Source organism: Metapseudomonas otitidis (genome assembly GCF_900111835.1).
Lineage (GTDB): Bacteria > Pseudomonadota > Gammaproteobacteria > Pseudomonadales > Pseudomonadaceae > Metapseudomonas > Metapseudomonas otitidis.
In genome coordinates this window covers 43,557-58,028 of the sequence record NZ_FOJP01000023.1, presented here as the reverse complement: position 1 = coordinate 58,028, position 14,472 = coordinate 43,557, and the positions used below count along the sequence as shown (strand labels likewise).

15 protein-coding genes are annotated in these 14,472 nt (G+C 69.4%); 6 read left to right on the top strand and 9 right to left on the bottom strand.

Annotated features, from left to right (window positions below; all coding sequences use genetic code 11):
- Positions 1 to 8: 8 nt before the first annotated feature.
- Positions 9 to 626, bottom strand: a complete 618-nt coding sequence (gene lolB, locus BM198_RS25640) for a lipoprotein insertase outer membrane protein LolB (RefSeq protein WP_074973504.1) — start codon at positions 624 to 626, stop codon at positions 9 to 11.
- Between the two features lie 3 nt (positions 627 to 629).
- A complete protein-coding gene (locus BM198_RS25635; protein WP_074973502.1) occupies positions 630 to 2,357 on the bottom strand; it encodes a tetratricopeptide repeat protein in 1,728 nt (575 codons plus the stop codon).
- 186 nt (positions 2,358 to 2,543) lie between these two features.
- Here BM198_RS25635 and hemA point away from each other — a divergent pair, with 186 nt between their 5' ends.
- The 6 genes from hemA to BM198_RS25605 all read left to right on the top strand — a co-directional run bounded on the left by hemA (position 2,544) and on the right by BM198_RS25605 (position 7,904).
- Positions 2,544 to 3,818 carry a glutamyl-tRNA reductase gene (gene hemA, locus BM198_RS25630; RefSeq protein WP_044404469.1) on the top strand — a complete coding sequence of 425 codons (1,275 nt, stop codon included), beginning with the start codon at positions 2,544 to 2,546 and terminating at the stop codon, positions 3,816 to 3,818.
- Complete coding sequence (gene prfA / locus BM198_RS25625) at positions 3,815 to 4,897, top strand: peptide chain release factor 1 (protein WP_044404472.1); 1,083 nt, start codon at positions 3,815 to 3,817, stop codon at positions 4,895 to 4,897. Before hemA ends, prfA begins: the two co-directional genes overlap by 4 nt.
- 2 nt (positions 4,898 to 4,899) lie before the next feature.
- Positions 4,900 to 5,730, top strand: coding sequence for a peptide chain release factor N(5)-glutamine methyltransferase (prmC, locus tag BM198_RS25620; RefSeq protein WP_074973500.1), 831 nt, complete (start codon positions 4,900 to 4,902; stop codon positions 5,728 to 5,730).
- Entirely contained in the window at positions 5,724 to 6,479 is a 756-nt protein-coding gene (locus BM198_RS25615) for a molybdopterin-synthase adenylyltransferase MoeB (RefSeq protein WP_074973499.1), read from the top strand. The genes prmC and BM198_RS25615 overlap by 7 nt, the downstream gene beginning before the upstream one ends.
- Positions 6,472 to 7,269 (top strand): glutamate racemase, encoded by a 798-nt coding sequence (gene murI / locus BM198_RS25610; protein ID WP_074973497.1) that lies wholly within the window; start codon positions 6,472 to 6,474, stop codon positions 7,267 to 7,269. Before BM198_RS25615 ends, murI begins: the two co-directional genes overlap by 8 nt.
- A gap of 119 nt (positions 7,270 to 7,388) precedes the next feature.
- Positions 7,389 to 7,904 carry an acyloxyacyl hydrolase gene (locus BM198_RS25605; protein ID WP_074973495.1) on the top strand — a complete coding sequence of 172 codons (516 nt, stop codon included), beginning with the start codon at positions 7,389 to 7,391 and terminating at the stop codon, positions 7,902 to 7,904.
- A gap of 143 nt (positions 7,905 to 8,047) precedes the next feature.
- On the opposite strand, the gene BM198_RS25600 is transcribed toward BM198_RS25605, so the two are convergent.
- The 7 genes from BM198_RS25600 to phrB are packed head-to-tail and all read right to left on the bottom strand — an operon-like array spanning position 8,048 to position 14,468.
- Complete coding sequence (locus tag BM198_RS25600; RefSeq protein ID WP_074973494.1) at positions 8,048 to 8,566, bottom strand: DUF2878 domain-containing protein; 519 nt, start codon at positions 8,564 to 8,566, stop codon at positions 8,048 to 8,050.
- Complete coding sequence (locus tag BM198_RS25595; protein ID WP_074973492.1) at positions 8,559 to 9,827, bottom strand: SAM-dependent methyltransferase; 1,269 nt, start codon at positions 9,825 to 9,827, stop codon at positions 8,559 to 8,561. The genes BM198_RS25600 and BM198_RS25595 overlap by 8 nt, the downstream gene beginning before the upstream one ends.
- Positions 9,814 to 10,614 (bottom strand): DUF1365 domain-containing protein, encoded by an 801-nt coding sequence (locus tag BM198_RS25590; protein WP_044404488.1) that lies wholly within the window; start codon positions 10,612 to 10,614, stop codon positions 9,814 to 9,816. The genes BM198_RS25595 and BM198_RS25590 overlap by 14 nt, the downstream gene beginning before the upstream one ends.
- Positions 10,611 to 11,858, bottom strand: coding sequence for an NAD(P)/FAD-dependent oxidoreductase (locus tag BM198_RS25585; protein WP_074973490.1), 1,248 nt, complete (start codon positions 11,856 to 11,858; stop codon positions 10,611 to 10,613). Before BM198_RS25585 ends, BM198_RS25590 begins: the two co-directional genes overlap by 4 nt.
- Positions 11,855 to 12,616, bottom strand: coding sequence for an SDR family NAD(P)-dependent oxidoreductase (locus tag BM198_RS25580; RefSeq protein WP_074973488.1), 762 nt, complete (start codon positions 12,614 to 12,616; stop codon positions 11,855 to 11,857). Before BM198_RS25580 ends, BM198_RS25585 begins: the two co-directional genes overlap by 4 nt.
- Entirely contained in the window at positions 12,613 to 13,038 is a 426-nt protein-coding gene (locus BM198_RS25575; protein WP_069562636.1) for a nuclear transport factor 2 family protein, read from the bottom strand. The genes BM198_RS25580 and BM198_RS25575 overlap by 4 nt, the downstream gene beginning before the upstream one ends.
- A complete protein-coding gene (gene phrB, locus BM198_RS25570) occupies positions 13,038 to 14,468 on the bottom strand; it encodes a deoxyribodipyrimidine photo-lyase (RefSeq protein ID WP_074973486.1) in 1,431 nt (476 codons plus the stop codon). Before phrB ends, BM198_RS25575 begins: the two co-directional genes overlap by 1 nt.
- Positions 14,469 to 14,472 lie beyond the last annotated feature (4 nt).

The window sequence follows — 14,472 nt, the reverse complement described above, 5'->3', positions numbered from 1 at the left end:
GGCGGAACTCACTGGCCGAGCTGGCGCGGCTGCCAGTCCTTGATCACCAGGGTGACGTCGAGGTCGGCGCCCTTGAGCTTGATGCGTTCGGGCAGGGTGAAGCCGTTCTGCTCGACGTAGCTGAGGTAGTTCACCTCCCAGCCGTCCTGCTCCAGTCGGGAGAGGTGGCTGTCGCTGTCGAGGGTCAGGCGGCTGCGGCTGTCAGGGGCGGGCAGGCCGCGCACCCACCATTGCAGGTGGGAGACGGGCAGGCGCCAGCCGAGCTGTTCTTCCAGCAGGGCTTCGGGGGATTCGGCTTCGTAGCGGCCCTGGTTGGCCACTTCCAGCACGATGGCGCCAGGGTGACCGGTGAGGCGGGCGGCGCCACGGCCCAGCGGGCCGGAGAGGCGGATGTCGTAGTAGTCGCGGCGTTGCAGCCAGAACAGCGTGCCGCTGCCGGAGTCCTTCGGTGCGCGGATGCCGACCTTGCCGGCGATCTGCCAGCCGTCGAGGGCGGCGACCTGCTGCTTGTGGGCTTTCCAGAGGGTGGCGTCGCCCTTGCCTTCAACCGATTCACGGGAGGTGAGGCCGGCGCAGCCGGTGAGCAGGAGCAGCGCCCCTGCGGCCAGTAGATGACGTAGACGCATGGATCAGAGGGTCTCGGAACCGGTCAGGCGCTTCAGGGTGCTGCGCAGGATGGGGCTGTCGGGCTGGTTCTTCAGGGCTTCGGCCCACACCTTGCGGGCTTCGCTCTGCTTGCCGTTGGCCCACAGCACTTCGCCCAGGTGGGCGGCCACCTCGTGGTCGGGGAAGGCTTCCAGGGCCTGGCGCAGCAGACTCTCGGCTTCGTCCAGCTTGCCCAGGCGGAAGTTGATCCAGCCGAGGCTGTCGAGGATGGCCGGATCATCCGGCTTGAGCTGGTGCGCCTGTTCCACCAGGGCGCGGGCTTCCTCGTAGCGGGTGGTGCGGTCGGCCAGGGTATAGCCCAGCGCGTTGAGCGCCATGGCGTTCTCGGGCTCGCGCTCGATGATGAAGCGCAGGTCGCGCTCCAGCTGGGCCAGGTCGCCGCGTTTCTCGGCCAGCATGGCGCGGGTGTAGAGCAGGTTGAGGTCGCCCGGGAACTGCTTCAGGCCCTGGGCGATGGTGGCCCAGGCATGGTCGATCTGCTGGCGCTCGGCGAAGTTCTCCGCCTCGATCAGGTACAGCTGGATGGCGTAGTCGGGCTGTGCCTCGCGGGCCTTGGCCAGGTGGCTGGCGGCTTCGTCGCCGCGCTTGGCGTCCAGCAGCAGCTCGGTGTAGCGCAGTTGAGCGGGCAGGTAGTCGTTGCCGGCGCCCACCAGGCCGTATTCGATCAGCGCGCTTTCGAGGTCGTTGCGCTTCTCATAGACCTGGCCGAGGTTGAAGTGGGCGGAGTCCACGTGGCTGCCGCGTTCCACCAGTTCCTGCAGGTAGACCTGGGCTTCGTCCCAGGCTTCGCCCTCCATGCACACCAGGGCGAGGGAGAAGCGCAGGTCGTCGTCATCGGGGAAACGCTGCACCAGCCCGGCGAACTCGGACTTGGCTTCGTCCAGCCGGCCAGCCTCCACCAGCAGGCGGGCGTAGGTCAGGCGCAGGCGCTTGTCGTCCGGGTGCTGCTTGATGGCGCGCTCCAGCAGCGGGAGCGCGTCGTCGGTGCGGTCCAGGCTCTGCAGCAGGCGCGCACGCAGGAGGATCGGGGGGATCTGTTTGTCACTGGAGGGCAGGTCTTCCAGCAGGGCCAGGGCGTCCTCGGTGCGGCCGTCCTGTTGCAGCAGCACGGCCTTGCCGAACACCAGCTGGCTGTTGTCCGGGTACTTGGCCAGCAGGCGGTCGAAGCTCTGCAGCAGGCCGGCGCGGGTGTCCGGGTCGGTCTCGGCGGCGGAGAGGGCGAGGAAGTCGAAATGGGTGTCGCCCTGCTTCTGCAGCACCTTCTCCATGTAGGTCATGGATTCGTCGTAGCGACCGCCACGGGCCAGCTGGATGGCGGCGGCGCGCTGGGCATCAAGGTTTTCGGGGGCATTGGTGGCCCAGATCAGCGCGGTGTCCAGCGCGGCCTGGTCGGCGCCCAGGTACTCGGCGATGCGGAAGGCGCGCTCGGCGACGGCGGGGTCCTGGGTGGCGTTGGCCTGCTGGACGTAGTTGCCGAGGGCGATGTCGAAGCGGTTGCGCTGTCCGGCCAGCTCGGCGGTGAGCAGGGCGAACAGCGTGTCGCGGCTGAAGGACGCATAGACCTGGGGTTTGGCTTCGGGTGCCTGGGCACTGTCTTCCACCGGCGGGGTGCCGTCCGGGGATGAAGGGGCCAGGGTCTGGCATCCGCCAAGGAACAGGAAGGCGGTCAGCAACGCGAGGGATTTATTCATAAGGGGGAAAGGGCGACTAACCTGCGGTCGGAGCATCATGACACAAGCCGCCAGGCAAGCCCATGGGGCCGGGCCCTATAGATTGCATGGCGCGTATACAGGCCTGTGACAATGGCAAGCGGTGGTTGTTCTCACTGAATCGAAGTAGGACAATTGCGCGCCTTCCGTATCCGTTAGCGACCCTGCATGGCCTTTCTAGCCCTCGGTATCAACCACAAAACCGCCTCCGTGGATGTGCGCGAGCGCGTGGCTTTTACTCCCGAGCAGCTGGTCGAGGCCCTGCAGCAGCTGTGCAGCCTCACTCCCAGTCGCGAGGCGGCGATCCTCTCCACCTGCAACCGCAGCGAGCTCTACCTGGAGCAGGACGAGATCTGCGCCGACGAGGTGCTGACCTGGCTGGCCGGCTACCACAACCTCAGCCTCGAAGAGCTGCGCGCCTGCGCCTACGTGCACCACGACGCCGCCGCCGTGCGCCACATGATGCGCGTGGCCTCGGGCCTGGACTCCATGGTGCTGGGCGAGCCGCAGATCCTCGGGCAGATGAAATCCGCCTACGCCGTGGCGCGTGAGGCCGGCACCGTCGGGCCGCTGCTGGGGCGCCTGTTCCAGGCCACCTTCAGCACCGCCAAGACCGTGCGCACCGACACCGCCATCGGCGAGAACCCCGTCTCCGTGGCCTTCGCCGCCGTCAGCCTGGCCCGGCAGATCTTCTCCAGCCTGAGCCGCAGCCAGGCGTTGCTGATCGGTGCCGGCGAGACCATCACCCTGGTCGCCCGCCACCTGCACGAGCAGGGCGTCAAGCGCATCGTCGTCGCCAACCGCACCCTGGAGCGCGCCAGCCTGCTGGCCGAACAGTTCGGTGCCCACGCGGTGCTGCTGGCCGACATCCCGGACGAGCTGGTCAACAGCGACATCGTCATCAGCTCCACCGCCAGCCAGTTGCCGATCCTCGGCAAGGGCGCCGTGGAGCGCGCGCTGAAGCAGCGCAAGCACAAGCCGATCTTCATGGTCGACATCGCCGTCCCCCGCGACATCGAGCCTGAAGTGGGCGAGCTGGACGACGTCTACCTCTATACCGTCGATGACCTCCACGACGTGGTCGAGGAGAACCTCAAGAGCCGCCAGGGCGCTGCCCAGGCCGCCGAGGAACTGGTCAGCGGCGGTGTCGACGAGTTCATGCAGCGCCTGCGCGAGCTGGCCGCGGTGGACGTGCTGCGCGCCTACCGCCAGCAGGCCGAGCGGCTGCGCGACGAGGAGCTGGCCAAGGCCCAGCGCATGCTGGTCAACGGTGCCGCCCCGGAGGATGTCCTCGCCCAGCTGGCCCGTGGCCTCACCAACAAGCTGCTGCACGCCCCCAGCGTGCAGCTGAAGAAACTCTCCGCCGACGGCCGCTTCGATGCGCTGGCCGTGGCCCAGGAACTCTTCGCCCTCGACGAGGGCCCGGACAAGCACCCTCAATGAAAGCGTCACTGCTCAAGAAGCTCGACATCCTCCAGGATCGTTACGAGGAGCTCACCGCATTGCTCGGCGATGCCGAGGTCATCAGCGACCAGACCCGCTTCCGCGCCTACTCCAAGGAGTACGCCGAGGTCGAGCCGGTCATCCTTGCCTTCCGCGAGTTCCGCAAGGTGCAGGACGACCTCGAAGGCGCCCAGGCGCTGCTCAAGGACAGCGACCCGGACCTGCGCGAGATGGCCGAAGAGGAAGTCGCCCAGGCCCGCGAACAGCTGGTGGGGCTGGAGGCACGCCTGCAGCGCATGCTGCTGCCCAAGGACCCCAACGACGGCCGCAACGTGTTCCTCGAGATCCGCGCCGGCACCGGCGGCGACGAGGCGGCGATCTTCTCCGGCGACCTGTTCCGCATGTACTCGCGCTATGCCGAACGCCAGGGCTGGCGGGTCGAGATCCTCTCCGAGAACGAGGGCGAACACGGTGGCTATAAAGAGGTGATCGCCCGGGTCGAGGGCGACAACGTCTACGCCAAGCTCAAGTTCGAATCCGGCGCCCACCGCGTGCAGCGCGTGCCGGAGACCGAGTCCCAGGGTCGCATCCACACCTCCGCCTGCACTGTCGCCGTGCTCCCCGAGCCGGACGAACAGGCCGCCATCGAGATCAACCCGGCGGACCTGCGCATCGACACCTACCGCTCCTCCGGCGCCGGCGGCCAGCACGTGAACAAGACCGACTCCGCCGTGCGCATCACTCACATCCCCAGCGGGATCGTGGTCGAGTGCCAGGAGGAGCGCTCCCAGCACAAGAACCGCGCCAAGGCCATGGCCTGGCTCGCGGCCAAGCTGAACGACCAGCAGGAAGCCGCCGCCCACAAGGAAATCTCCGAGACCCGCAAGCTGCTGGTGGGCTCCGGGGACCGTTCCGAGCGCATCCGCACCTACAACTACCCCCAGGGCCGGGTCACCGACCACCGCATCAACCTGACCCTCTACGCCCTGGACGACGTGCTCGCCGGCAGCGTGGAAGCCGTCATCGAACCGCTGCTGGCGGAATACCAGGCCGACCAGTTGGCCGCCCTCGGAGACTGACCGTGAGCATCATCGCCAGCCTGCTGAGCGACCCCCGCCTGCCGGACTCGCCCAGCCCCCGCCTGGACGCCGAACTGCTGCTCGCCGCCGCCCTCGGCAAGCCGCGCAGCTTCCTCCACACCTGGCCCGAACGGGTGGTCAGCGGCGAGGCCGCCGAGCGCTACGCCAGCTACCTCGAACGCCGCCGCCAGGGCGAGCCGGTGGCCTACATCCTCGGCCACCAGGGCTTCTGGAGCCTGGACCTGGAAGTCGCCCCGCACACCCTGATTCCCCGCCCCGACACCGAGCTGCTGGTGGAGACCGCCCTGGCCCTGGTCACGCTGCCCCAGGCCCGCGTGCTCGACCTCGGCACCGGCACCGGGGCCATCGCCCTGGCGCTGGCCTGCGAGCGCCTCGGCTGGCAGGTCACCGGCGTCGACCGTATCAGCGAGGCCGTGGCCCTGGCCGAGCGCAACCGCGAGCGCCTCGGGCTGGGCAATGCCGCCTTCCGTGAAAGCCACTGGTTCAGCGCCCTGGGCGCCGAGTGCTATGACCTGATCGTCAGCAACCCGCCCTACATCGCCGCCCAGGACCCGCACCTGGCCCGGGGCGACGTGCGCTTCGAGCCCAGCAGCGCGCTGGTGGCCGGTGCCGACGGGCTGGACGACATCCGCCTGATCGTCAGCCAGGCCCCCGCACACCTGAATGCCGGTGGCTGGCTGCTGCTGGAACACGGCTACGACCAGGCCGCCGCGGTGCGCGAACTGCTCGCCCGCGAAGGCTTCGAAGCCGTGGAAAGCCGCCGCGACCTGGGCGGCCACGAACGCATCAGCCTGGGCCGCCGGCCATGCTGAGCGACGAGGAACTGCTCCGCTACAGCCGGCAGATCCTCCTGCCGCAGATCGACGTCGACGGGCAACTCCGGCTCAAGCAGGGCCGCGTGCTCATCGTCGGCCTCGGCGGCCTCGGTTCGCCCGTCGCCCTCTACCTGGCCGCCGCCGGCGTCGGCGAGCTGCACCTGGCCGACTTCGACAGCGTCGACCTGACCAACCTGCAACGCCAGGTGATCCACGACAGCGCCAGCGTCGGCGTGCTCAAGGTGGAGTCGGCCATGACCCGCCTGGCCGCCCTCAACCCCGGCGTGCGCCTGGTGCCGATCACCCGCGCGCTGGACGAGGACAGCCTGGCGGCTGCCGTGGCCCAGGTGGACGTGGTGCTCGACTGCACCGACAACTTCGGCACCCGCGAGGCGGTCAACGCCGCCTGCATGGCGGCTGGCAAGCCGCTGGTGTCCGGCGCCGCCATCCGCCTCGACGGCCAGCTCTCGGTGTTCGACCCGCGCCGCGACGACAGCCCCTGCTACCACTGCCTCTACGGCCACGGCAGCGAAGCCGAGCTGACCTGCAGCGAGGCCGGCGTGGTCGGCCCGCTGGTGGGCCTGGTGGGCAGCCTGCAGGCCCTGGAGGCGCTCAAGCTGCTGGCTGGTTTCGGCGAGCCGATGGTGGGCCGGCTGCTGCTGGTGGATGCCCTCGGCACCCGCTTCCGCGAGCTGCGGGTCAAGCGCGACCCGGCCTGCAGCGTCTGTGGCGAGCGCCATGCCTGATCGGGCGCCGATCGGGGTCTTCGACTCCGGCGTGGGCGGCCTCTCGGTGCTGCGCGAGATCCGCGCGCTGCTGCCGGCCGAATCCCTGCTCTACGTGGCCGACAGCGGCCACGTGCCCTATGGCGAAAAGAGCCCCGACTTCATCCGCGAGCGCAGCCAGCGCATCGCCGACTTCCTCCTCGGCCAGGGCGCCAAGGCCCTGGTCCTGGCCTGCAACACCGCCACCGCCGCCGCCGTGGCCGACCTGCGGGCGCGCCATCCGCACCTGCCCATCGTCGGCATGGAGCCGGCGGTCAAGCCGGCGGCCCGTGCCACCCGCAGCGGCGTGGTGGGCGTGCTGGCCACCACCGGTACCCTCAGGAGCGCCAAGTTCGCTGCCTTGCTCGACCGCTTCGCCGGGGATGTGAAGGTGGTGACCCAGCCCTGCCCGGGCCTGGTGGAGCGCATCGAGGCCGGCGACCTGGCCGGACCGGCGACCCGCGCGCTGTTGCAGGGCTACGTCCAGCCCCTGCTGGAGGCGGGCTGCGACACGCTGATCCTCGGCTGCACCCATTACCCCTTCCTGCGCCCGCTGCTGCGGGAGCTGGTGCCGGAGTCGGTGAGCCTGGTGGACACCGGCGCCGCCGTGGCGCGTCAGCTGCAGCGCCTGCTGCAGGCTGGCAATGCCCTCGCCGAAGGCGAAGCAGCACCCTGCCGTTTCTGGAGTTCCGGGGATGCCGGCGCGTTGCAGGCGGTATTGCCGGTGTTGTGGGGGGAATACGGCGAAGACGTGCAGCCGCTGCCGGTGTAAAAAAACTCTGAACTCTCCGTTCGTCGCCTTTCTCTTAGAACCAGCCACTCTATAATTCGCGCAATTCCTAGCGTGGTATCCCCTCCTGATCAGCCTTTTTTAATAAGGAAGTTTCCATCATGAAGAAACTGTTTTCCCTGGCTGCCCTCGCAGCCCTGTGCGTGGGTCCCGTCATCAGCGCCCAGGCCGCCGACGTCTCCCTCGACATCGGCCAGACCGGTGACTCCACCATGGTCTACCGCCTGGGTACGCAGTTCGACTTCGGCACCCGCTGGCTGGAAAGCAGCGTCGGCCATGTCACCGGCTACTGGGATGCGGGCTACACCTACTGGGACGGCGACGACACCGCCAGCAACCACAGCATTTCCTTCGCCCCGGTGTTCGTCTACGAATTCGTCGGCGAGACCGTGAAGCCCTACGTCGAGGCCGGCATCGGCGTGGCACTGTTCTCCAGCACCGAGCTGGAAGACAACAAGCTGGGCTCCTCCTTCCAGTTCGAGGACCGCATCGGCGCGGGCCTGCGCTTCAACGGCCAGGAAGTCGGCGTGCGCGCCATCCACTACTCCAACGCGGGCATCAAACAGCCCAACGACGGCGTAGAGGCCTACACCCTGCACTACCGCGTCGCCTTCTAAGGGCCTGCCTGTCATCGGCTGCGCGTCTCCGGGGCGCGCAGCCACAGGCACGACAAGCGCCCGCTCCCCAATGGGGAGCGGGCGTTCTGTTTCTCATCGATTGATTTCCAGCGCCGCGAGCACCGGTCACCCCGTGTCGCGCCTCAGCGCGCGGGCACCAGCCGGGCTGCCAGTGCGTGCAGCAGCGGGAACACCAGCGCCCAGATCACCGCCAGCAGCGCCAGGCTCGCCGCCTGGCCCAGTGGCAGGCCCACGTCCGCCAGGCGCGCGCCGGCGTAGTAGGAGAGCGGCCCGCCGAGGGCGCCGAGCAGCGCCGACAGCCACAGCGGGCGCGCGCTCCAGGCCAGGCAGTGGCGCAGGGTGGTGGCCAGCAGGGCCCAGAGCAGGATCAGCCAGGCCGGCGCCCAGCGGCTCTCACCGGCGAAGTCGAACAGCCCCAGGTTGAGCAGCAGGCTGTCCAGCGCCGCACCCAGCAGGGCGACAGCCGCCACCAGCGGCAGCTCCTGGCGCCAGTGGGCGACGAGGCCCAGGTGCAGCGCCAGCGCAGCCAGCGGCACCAGCAGCAGGAGCGGGTGCTGGCTGGCGAACACGCAGGCGAACCACCCGGCCTGGAAGGCCAGGGCGTTCAGCCCGTTCGCCAGCAGCGGCGGCAGCTCACGCATCCAGCTGGCCGAGCAGCGGGGCGTGGCGGGCGCCGGGCTTGGCCAGCAGCAGCTGGGCGGTGCCGATGGCACGTTCCAGGAAGCCGCCTTCGCAGTAGCACAAGTAGAACTCCCACAGCCGGTAGAAGTAGGCGTCGTAGCCGAGGCCTTCCAGTTCGCTGCGGGCGCGGGCGAGGTTCTCGTGCCAGGCGCGCAGGGTGCGGGCGTAGTCGGTGCCGAAGTCTTCCATGTGCACCAGGTTCAGGTCGCTGGCCTCGGTGGCCACCTGCAGCATGCGGGTGACCGAGGGCAGGGCACCGCCCGGGAAGATGTAGCGCTGGATGAAGTCCACGCTGCGCTTGGCCTGCTCGTAGCGCTGGTCGCGGATGGTGATGGCCTGCAGCAGCATCAGGCCGTCGTCCTTCAGCAGGCGTGCGCACTGGGCGAAGTAGGTGGGCAGGAAGCGGTGGCCCACGGCCTCGATCATCTCGATGGAGACCAGCTTGTCGAAGCGGCCCTCCAGGTCGCGGTAGTCCTTCAGCAGCACCTCCACCCGGTCCTGCAGGCCCAGCTCGGCGATGCGCTTCTGGCAGTGGGCGTGCTGCTCGTGGGAGAGGGTCACGCTGGTGACCTTGCAGCCGAAGCGGGTGGCGGCGTGGATGGCCATGCCGCCCCAGCCGCTGCCGATCTCCAGCAGGTGGTCGTCGGGGGTCAGGCGCAGTTTCTGGCAGATGCGTTCCAGCTTGTTCAGCTGCGCGGCCTCCAGGGATTGCTCCGGGTGCTCGTACTGGGCCGCCGAGTACATCATCGTCGGGTCCAGCATGCGCTCGAACAGGTCGTTGCCCAGGTCGTAGTGGGCGGAGATGTTGCGCTGGGAGCCGGCGCGGGTGTTGCGGTTGAGCCAGTGCAGGCCGTGCAGCAGCGGACGGCCGAGCAGCGCCAGGCCGCCCTCCATGTCGTCCAGCACGTCGAGGTTGGCGACGAACACGCGGATCACCGCCGTCAGGTCCGGGGTGGTCCAGTAGCCGTGGACGTAGGCTTCGCCGGAGCCGATGGAGCCGTTGCTGGCCACCAGCGCCCAGGCTGCCGGGTCGAGGATCTCGATGCGTGCCCGCAGGGTGGCGCGCGGGTCGCCGTAGACGTGCTCCTCGCCGTCTTCCAGCACGGTGAGCTGGCCGTGGCGCAGCTGCGCCAGGCGCGAGGTCACCAGCCGCCTCAGCAGGCCGCTGGCCAGGCCGTTGCCGCCGAACAGTCCGGTCCGGGCGAGGCTAGGGTTTTTCATGGTCATGCTCCTGGGAAAGCGGGACGGCGACGCGGTAAGCGTCCGCCGCCACCTGATGGTTGAAAATGGGCGTGCGTTTGATCAGCAGGCGCAGGGCCTGCCAGTAGATGGCCAGGCCGGTCTTGGCGGTCATCCAGGGGAAGCGTGCGAGGTAGCGGTGCAGGCTGCCCCGGTCCAGCGGCTCGCGGGTCAGGTCGAGGGTGGCGTCGAAGGCGCGCTGACCCTCGCGCCAGTTCTCGATGTGCACCCCCAGGCGCTGGCTCACCGGGGTGAAGGCCATTCGGTAGGTCATGTCGCGGGGCATGAAGGGCGAGACGTGGAAGGCCTTGTCCACCTGGATGCGCTGGGCACCGTCGCCCTGGGCCGGCACCACGTAGTGGTAGCGCTCGCGCCAGGGGGTGTTGGTCACCTCGCAGAGGATGGCCGCCAGGCGGCCGTCGGCGTGGTGGCAGTAGTAGAAGCTCGCCGGGTTGAAGGCCAGGCCCCAGCTGCGCACCTGGGTGAGCAGGCACACCGGGCCCTCCGGCCGCTCGCCGAGGGCCTCGGCCACCAGCTGGCGGGCCGCTTCGGCCAGGGGTTGGCCGTTGGCGGTGTAGGCGCACAGGTAGTCCCGCTCGCGGAAGGAGAAGGGCGCGAAGCGCCCGCTGCCGGCCAGGGGCGACAGGCCGAGTACCGCCTCGCGTTCGTCCAGGTCCAGGTACAGCAGGCCGATGCGGTAGCGGAAGGCATGGGCCCGCGGGCTGTGCCTACGGTGCTGCACCCAGCCGCTGTAGAGGGCGCTGTTCACAGGTTTTCCCCGAATGCACGGGCCACGCGCAGGGCGCTGACCACGCCGTCTTCATGGAAGCCGTTGGCCCAGTAGGCGCCACAGAAATGGCTGTGCTGCTGGTCACTGATTTCCCCCCAACGCGCCTGGGCCTGCATGCCGGCCAGGCTGTACTGAGGATGAGCGTAGGTGAAGCGGGCGAGGATGCGTGCCGGGTCGATGGCGTCGGTCTGGTTGAGGCTGACGCAGAAGGTCTCCGGCGCCTCGATGCCTTGCAGGCGGTTCATGTCGTAGGTCACGGCCGCCGGCTGATGCGCCGGGCCGCCGAGGCGGTAGTTCCAGCTGGCCCAGGCCAGCTTGCGGCGGGGCAGCAGGCGGGCGTCGGTGTGCAGCACCACCTCGTTGTCGGCGTAGGGCAGGGCGCCGAGGATCTCGCGCTCGGCCTGGCTCGGCTCGGCCAGCAGGGTCAGGGCCTGGTCGCTGTGGCAGGCGAACACCACCTGGTCGAAACGCTCGGCACCGGCGGCGCTGTGCACGGTCACCCCGTCGGCATCGCGCTCCACGCGGCTGACCGGGCAGGCCAGGCGGATGCGCTCGGCGAAGCTTTCCGTCAGGGGCGCGACATAGCTGCGCGAGCCGCCGCTGATGACCCGCCACTGCGGGCGGTCGTTGACCGAGAGCAGCCCGTGGTTCTTGAAGAAGCGCACGAAGAACGCCAGGGGGAAGGCCAGCATGTCCTCCAGGGAGGTGGACCAGATGGCCGCACCCATGGGCACCAGGTAGTGGTCGCGGAAGCGCTGGCCGTAGCCGCGCTCGCGCAGGTAGTCGCCGAGGGTGGCGCTGGTGGGGACGCGGCCGCTGTCGAGGTCGGCCAGGGATTCGCGGTTGAAGCGCAGGATGTCCCGCAGCATGCCCCAGAACCCCGGGGAGAGCAGGTTGCTGCGCTGGGCGAACAGGCTGTTGAGGTTGTTGCCGTTGTATTCCAGGCCGCTGGCTGGGTCGCACACGGAGAAGCTCATCTCGGTGGGCTGGTGGGCCACGCCGAGCTGCTCCATGAGGCGGATGAAGTTCGGGTAGGTCCAGTCGTTGAACACGATGAACCCGGTGTCCACCGCGTAGCTGCGCCCGTGCAGGGTGACGTCCACGGTGTGGGTGTGGCCACCGATCCAGTCGCTGGCCTCGAACACCTGGATGTCGTGGCGGCGGTTGAGCAGGTAGGCCGTGGTGAGGCCGGCGATGCCGCTGCCGATGATGGCGATCTTCATGAAGGGGCTCCGTTGCGCGACAGGCGTTTGCCGATGGCCAGTCGCAGCCGCGCGGGCAGGCTCCCGAGCAGGCCGAGGGTGAGGATGAAGGGGCGCGGGAAGGCGATGTCCAGCGGGCGGCGTTCCAGGCGCTCGGCGATGTAGCGGGCGGCCCGCTCCACCGGCCAGCGCATGGGCATGGGGAAGTCGTTGCGCTGGGTCAGCGGGGTGTCGACGAAGCCGGGGCTGACCACGGTGACGTCGATGCCTTCGCTGGCCAGGTCCACCCGCAGCGATTGCAGCAGGTAGCGCAGGCCGGCCTTGGAGGCGCCATAGGCTTCGGCACGGGGTAGTTCGAACAGGGTCACGGCGCTGGCCACGCCCACCAGGTGCGGGTCGCGGCCGGCCCGCAGCAGCGGCAGGGCCGCCTCGATGCAGCGGGCGCTGCCCACCAGGTTGAGGTTGACCACCCGTTCCACCATGTCGGCGTCGAACTGGCGGGCGTCGAGGTATTCGCAGGTGCCGGCGTTGAGGATGGCGGTATCCAGCGCGCCCCAGTGCGCCTTGATGTGCTCGGCGATGTCGGCCGCCACGCCGCGGGCGCCGAGGTCACCGGGCAAGGCCAGTACCTGGCCGGGGTAGCGCTGCTCGAAGGCTTGCAGCGCGGCCAGCGAGCGCGCGGTGAGGGCCAGGTGGTGTCCCTGTTCCAGCAGGCACTCGGCCAGCGCGGCGCCGATGCCGCTACTGGCACCGGTGAGCCAGATGCGTCGGGTACTCATGCCAATCTCCCTTTCAGCCAGTGGATGACCCGCCCCATCAGCGGCAGGTGTTCGTAGAGCAGTGCGCCCGCGTCGAAATAGTCACGGTGGTGGTACACGCGGCCGTCGCGCCAGCGCAGGTGTGAGCAGCCTTCCACGGCGATCTCGCGGCCACCGGCCAGGCGCGGGTGGCGGTAGCGCATGGTCCAGCGCAGGTAGCCCTCACCCTCCCCGACGCTGTCATGGCCGTGGAACTGGAAAGCCAGCGCCTCGACGTTCTCGTACAGCTCGGCGAAATAGCGGCGCAGGGCGGTCAGGCCCTCGATGCGGTGCAGCGGGTCCTGGAACACTACGTCGTCGCTGTAGAGCTGGCCCAGGCGGTCCAGGCTGTCGCGGCCGATGGCGGCGAAGTCCTCGGCGAAGCGCGGCAGGAAGGCGTCCATCAGCGGGGCTCCTTGGGCAGGTCGCGGAAGGCGGCGATGGCGCGGTCACGGCTGGTCGCCAGGTCCACCAGCGGGCGCGGGTAGCCCTGCACGCCGAACAGCCCGCCAAGGGCGGATGGGTCGTGCACGGCGTCGTCGTCCAGGCGGCCCAGCTCCGGCAGCCACTGCCGCAGGAAGCGCGCCTTGGGATCAAAGCGACGGGATTGGGTGACCGGGTTAAACACGCGGAAGTAGGGCACGGAGTCGGTGCCGGTGGAGGCGCTCCACTGCCAGCCGCCGTTGTTGGCGGCCAGGTCTCCGTCGACCAGGTGGCGCATGAACCAGCGCTCGCCCTCGCGCCAGTCGATGAGCAGGTTCTTCGTCAGGTACATGGCGGTGATCATGCGCAGGCGGTTGTGCATCCAGCCGGTGGCGAGCAATTGGCGCATGGCGGCGTCGACGATGGGCACCCCGGTGCGGCCCTGCTGCCAGGCCTCCAGGTCGGCCGGGGCATTGCGCCAGGGCAGTGCTTCGGTCTCCGGGCGGAAGGCGCGGTGCCGGCTGACGCGGGGATAGCCCACCAGGATGTGCTTGTAGAACTCGCGCCAGAGCAGTTCGTTTATCCAGGTCACGGCGCCTTCGCTGCCGCTGTCGAACTCGCCGCGGTTCTGCGTCAGGGCGGCGTGCAGGCATTGGCGCGGGGAGACCACGCCGGCCGCGAGGTAGGGCGAGAGCTGGCTGGTGCCGGGCTCGGCGGGCAGGTCGCGGCGGTCACGGTAGCCGTGCAGGTCGTCCTCGGCGAAGGCCGCCAGGCGGGCCAGGGCTGCGCGTTCACCGGCGGGCCACAGGTCACGCAGGCTCTGCGGCGGGGTCGGGAAGCCGTCCACGGCTTCCGGCAGCGGGTCGCTGGGCACAGTCAGCGGCGCCTGGGCGGCGGGCAGCGGCAGGCACGGGGGCAGGGCGCTGTGCAGGCGCTCGTAGCAGACCTTGCGGAACTGGCTGTAGACCTGGAAGTAGCCGCCGGTGCGGGTCAGCACGCTGCCGGGGCGCAGCAGCAACTGGTCGAGGTGGCTGTGCAGGGTGGTGCCGTCGCGGGCCAGGCGGGCGCGCACGGCCTCGTCCCGGCGCTGCTCGTGGATGCCGTATTCCTCGTTGACCTGGACGCTGCCCACGGAATGCTCGCGGCACAGTCGGGCGATGGTCTCGGGGGCTTCGTCCCAGTGGTCGATGTGGCGCACCAGCAGCGGTACGTTCAGGGCCTGCAGTTCGCGTTGCAGTTCGACGAGGTTGCGCAGCCAGAAGTCGACCTTGGCCGCTGCGTCGTCGTGGGCCTGCCACTGGCCGGGGCTGACCAGGAACAGGGCGAGGGTCGGGCCGGCCTGGAGGGCGGCGGTCAGGGCGGTGTTGTCGTGGACCCGCAGGTCGCACCGGAACCAGATCAGTTGCTGCATGGGA

Excerpts from the sequence above, each read along its gene's own strand:
- BM198_RS25600 (WP_074973494.1), bottom strand. The coding sequence starts at position 8,566 with ATGCGTGAGCTGCCGCCGCTGCTGGCGAACGGGCTGAACGCCCTGGCC.
- prfA (WP_044404472.1), top strand. The coding sequence starts at position 3,815 with ATGAAAGCGTCACTGCTCAAGAAGCTCGACATCCTCCAGGATCGTTAC.
- phrB (WP_074973486.1), bottom strand. The coding sequence starts at position 14,468 with ATGCAGCAACTGATCTGGTTCCGGTGCGACCTGCGGGTCCACGACAAC.
- BM198_RS25575 (WP_069562636.1), bottom strand. The coding sequence starts at position 13,038 with ATGGACGCCTTCCTGCCGCGCTTCGCCGAGGACTTCGCCGCCATCGGC.
- lolB (WP_074973504.1), bottom strand. The coding sequence starts at position 626 with ATGCGTCTACGTCATCTACTGGCCGCAGGGGCGCTGCTCCTGCTCACC.
- BM198_RS25605 (WP_074973495.1), top strand. The coding sequence starts at position 7,389 with ATGAAGAAACTGTTTTCCCTGGCTGCCCTCGCAGCCCTGTGCGTGGGT.
- BM198_RS25635 (WP_074973502.1), bottom strand. The coding sequence starts at position 2,357 with ATGAATAAATCCCTCGCGTTGCTGACCGCCTTCCTGTTCCTTGGCGGA.
- murI (WP_074973497.1), top strand. The coding sequence starts at position 6,472 with ATGCCTGATCGGGCGCCGATCGGGGTCTTCGACTCCGGCGTGGGCGGC.
- BM198_RS25615 (WP_074973499.1), top strand. The coding sequence starts at position 5,724 with ATGCTGAGCGACGAGGAACTGCTCCGCTACAGCCGGCAGATCCTCCTG.
- BM198_RS25580 (WP_074973488.1), bottom strand. The coding sequence starts at position 12,616 with ATGAGTACCCGACGCATCTGGCTCACCGGTGCCAGTAGCGGCATCGGC.
- BM198_RS25585 (WP_074973490.1), bottom strand. The coding sequence starts at position 11,858 with ATGAAGATCGCCATCATCGGCAGCGGCATCGCCGGCCTCACCACGGCC.
- BM198_RS25595 (WP_074973492.1), bottom strand. The coding sequence starts at position 9,827 with ATGAAAAACCCTAGCCTCGCCCGGACCGGACTGTTCGGCGGCAACGGC.
- hemA (WP_044404469.1), top strand. The coding sequence starts at position 2,544 with ATGGCCTTTCTAGCCCTCGGTATCAACCACAAAACCGCCTCCGTGGAT.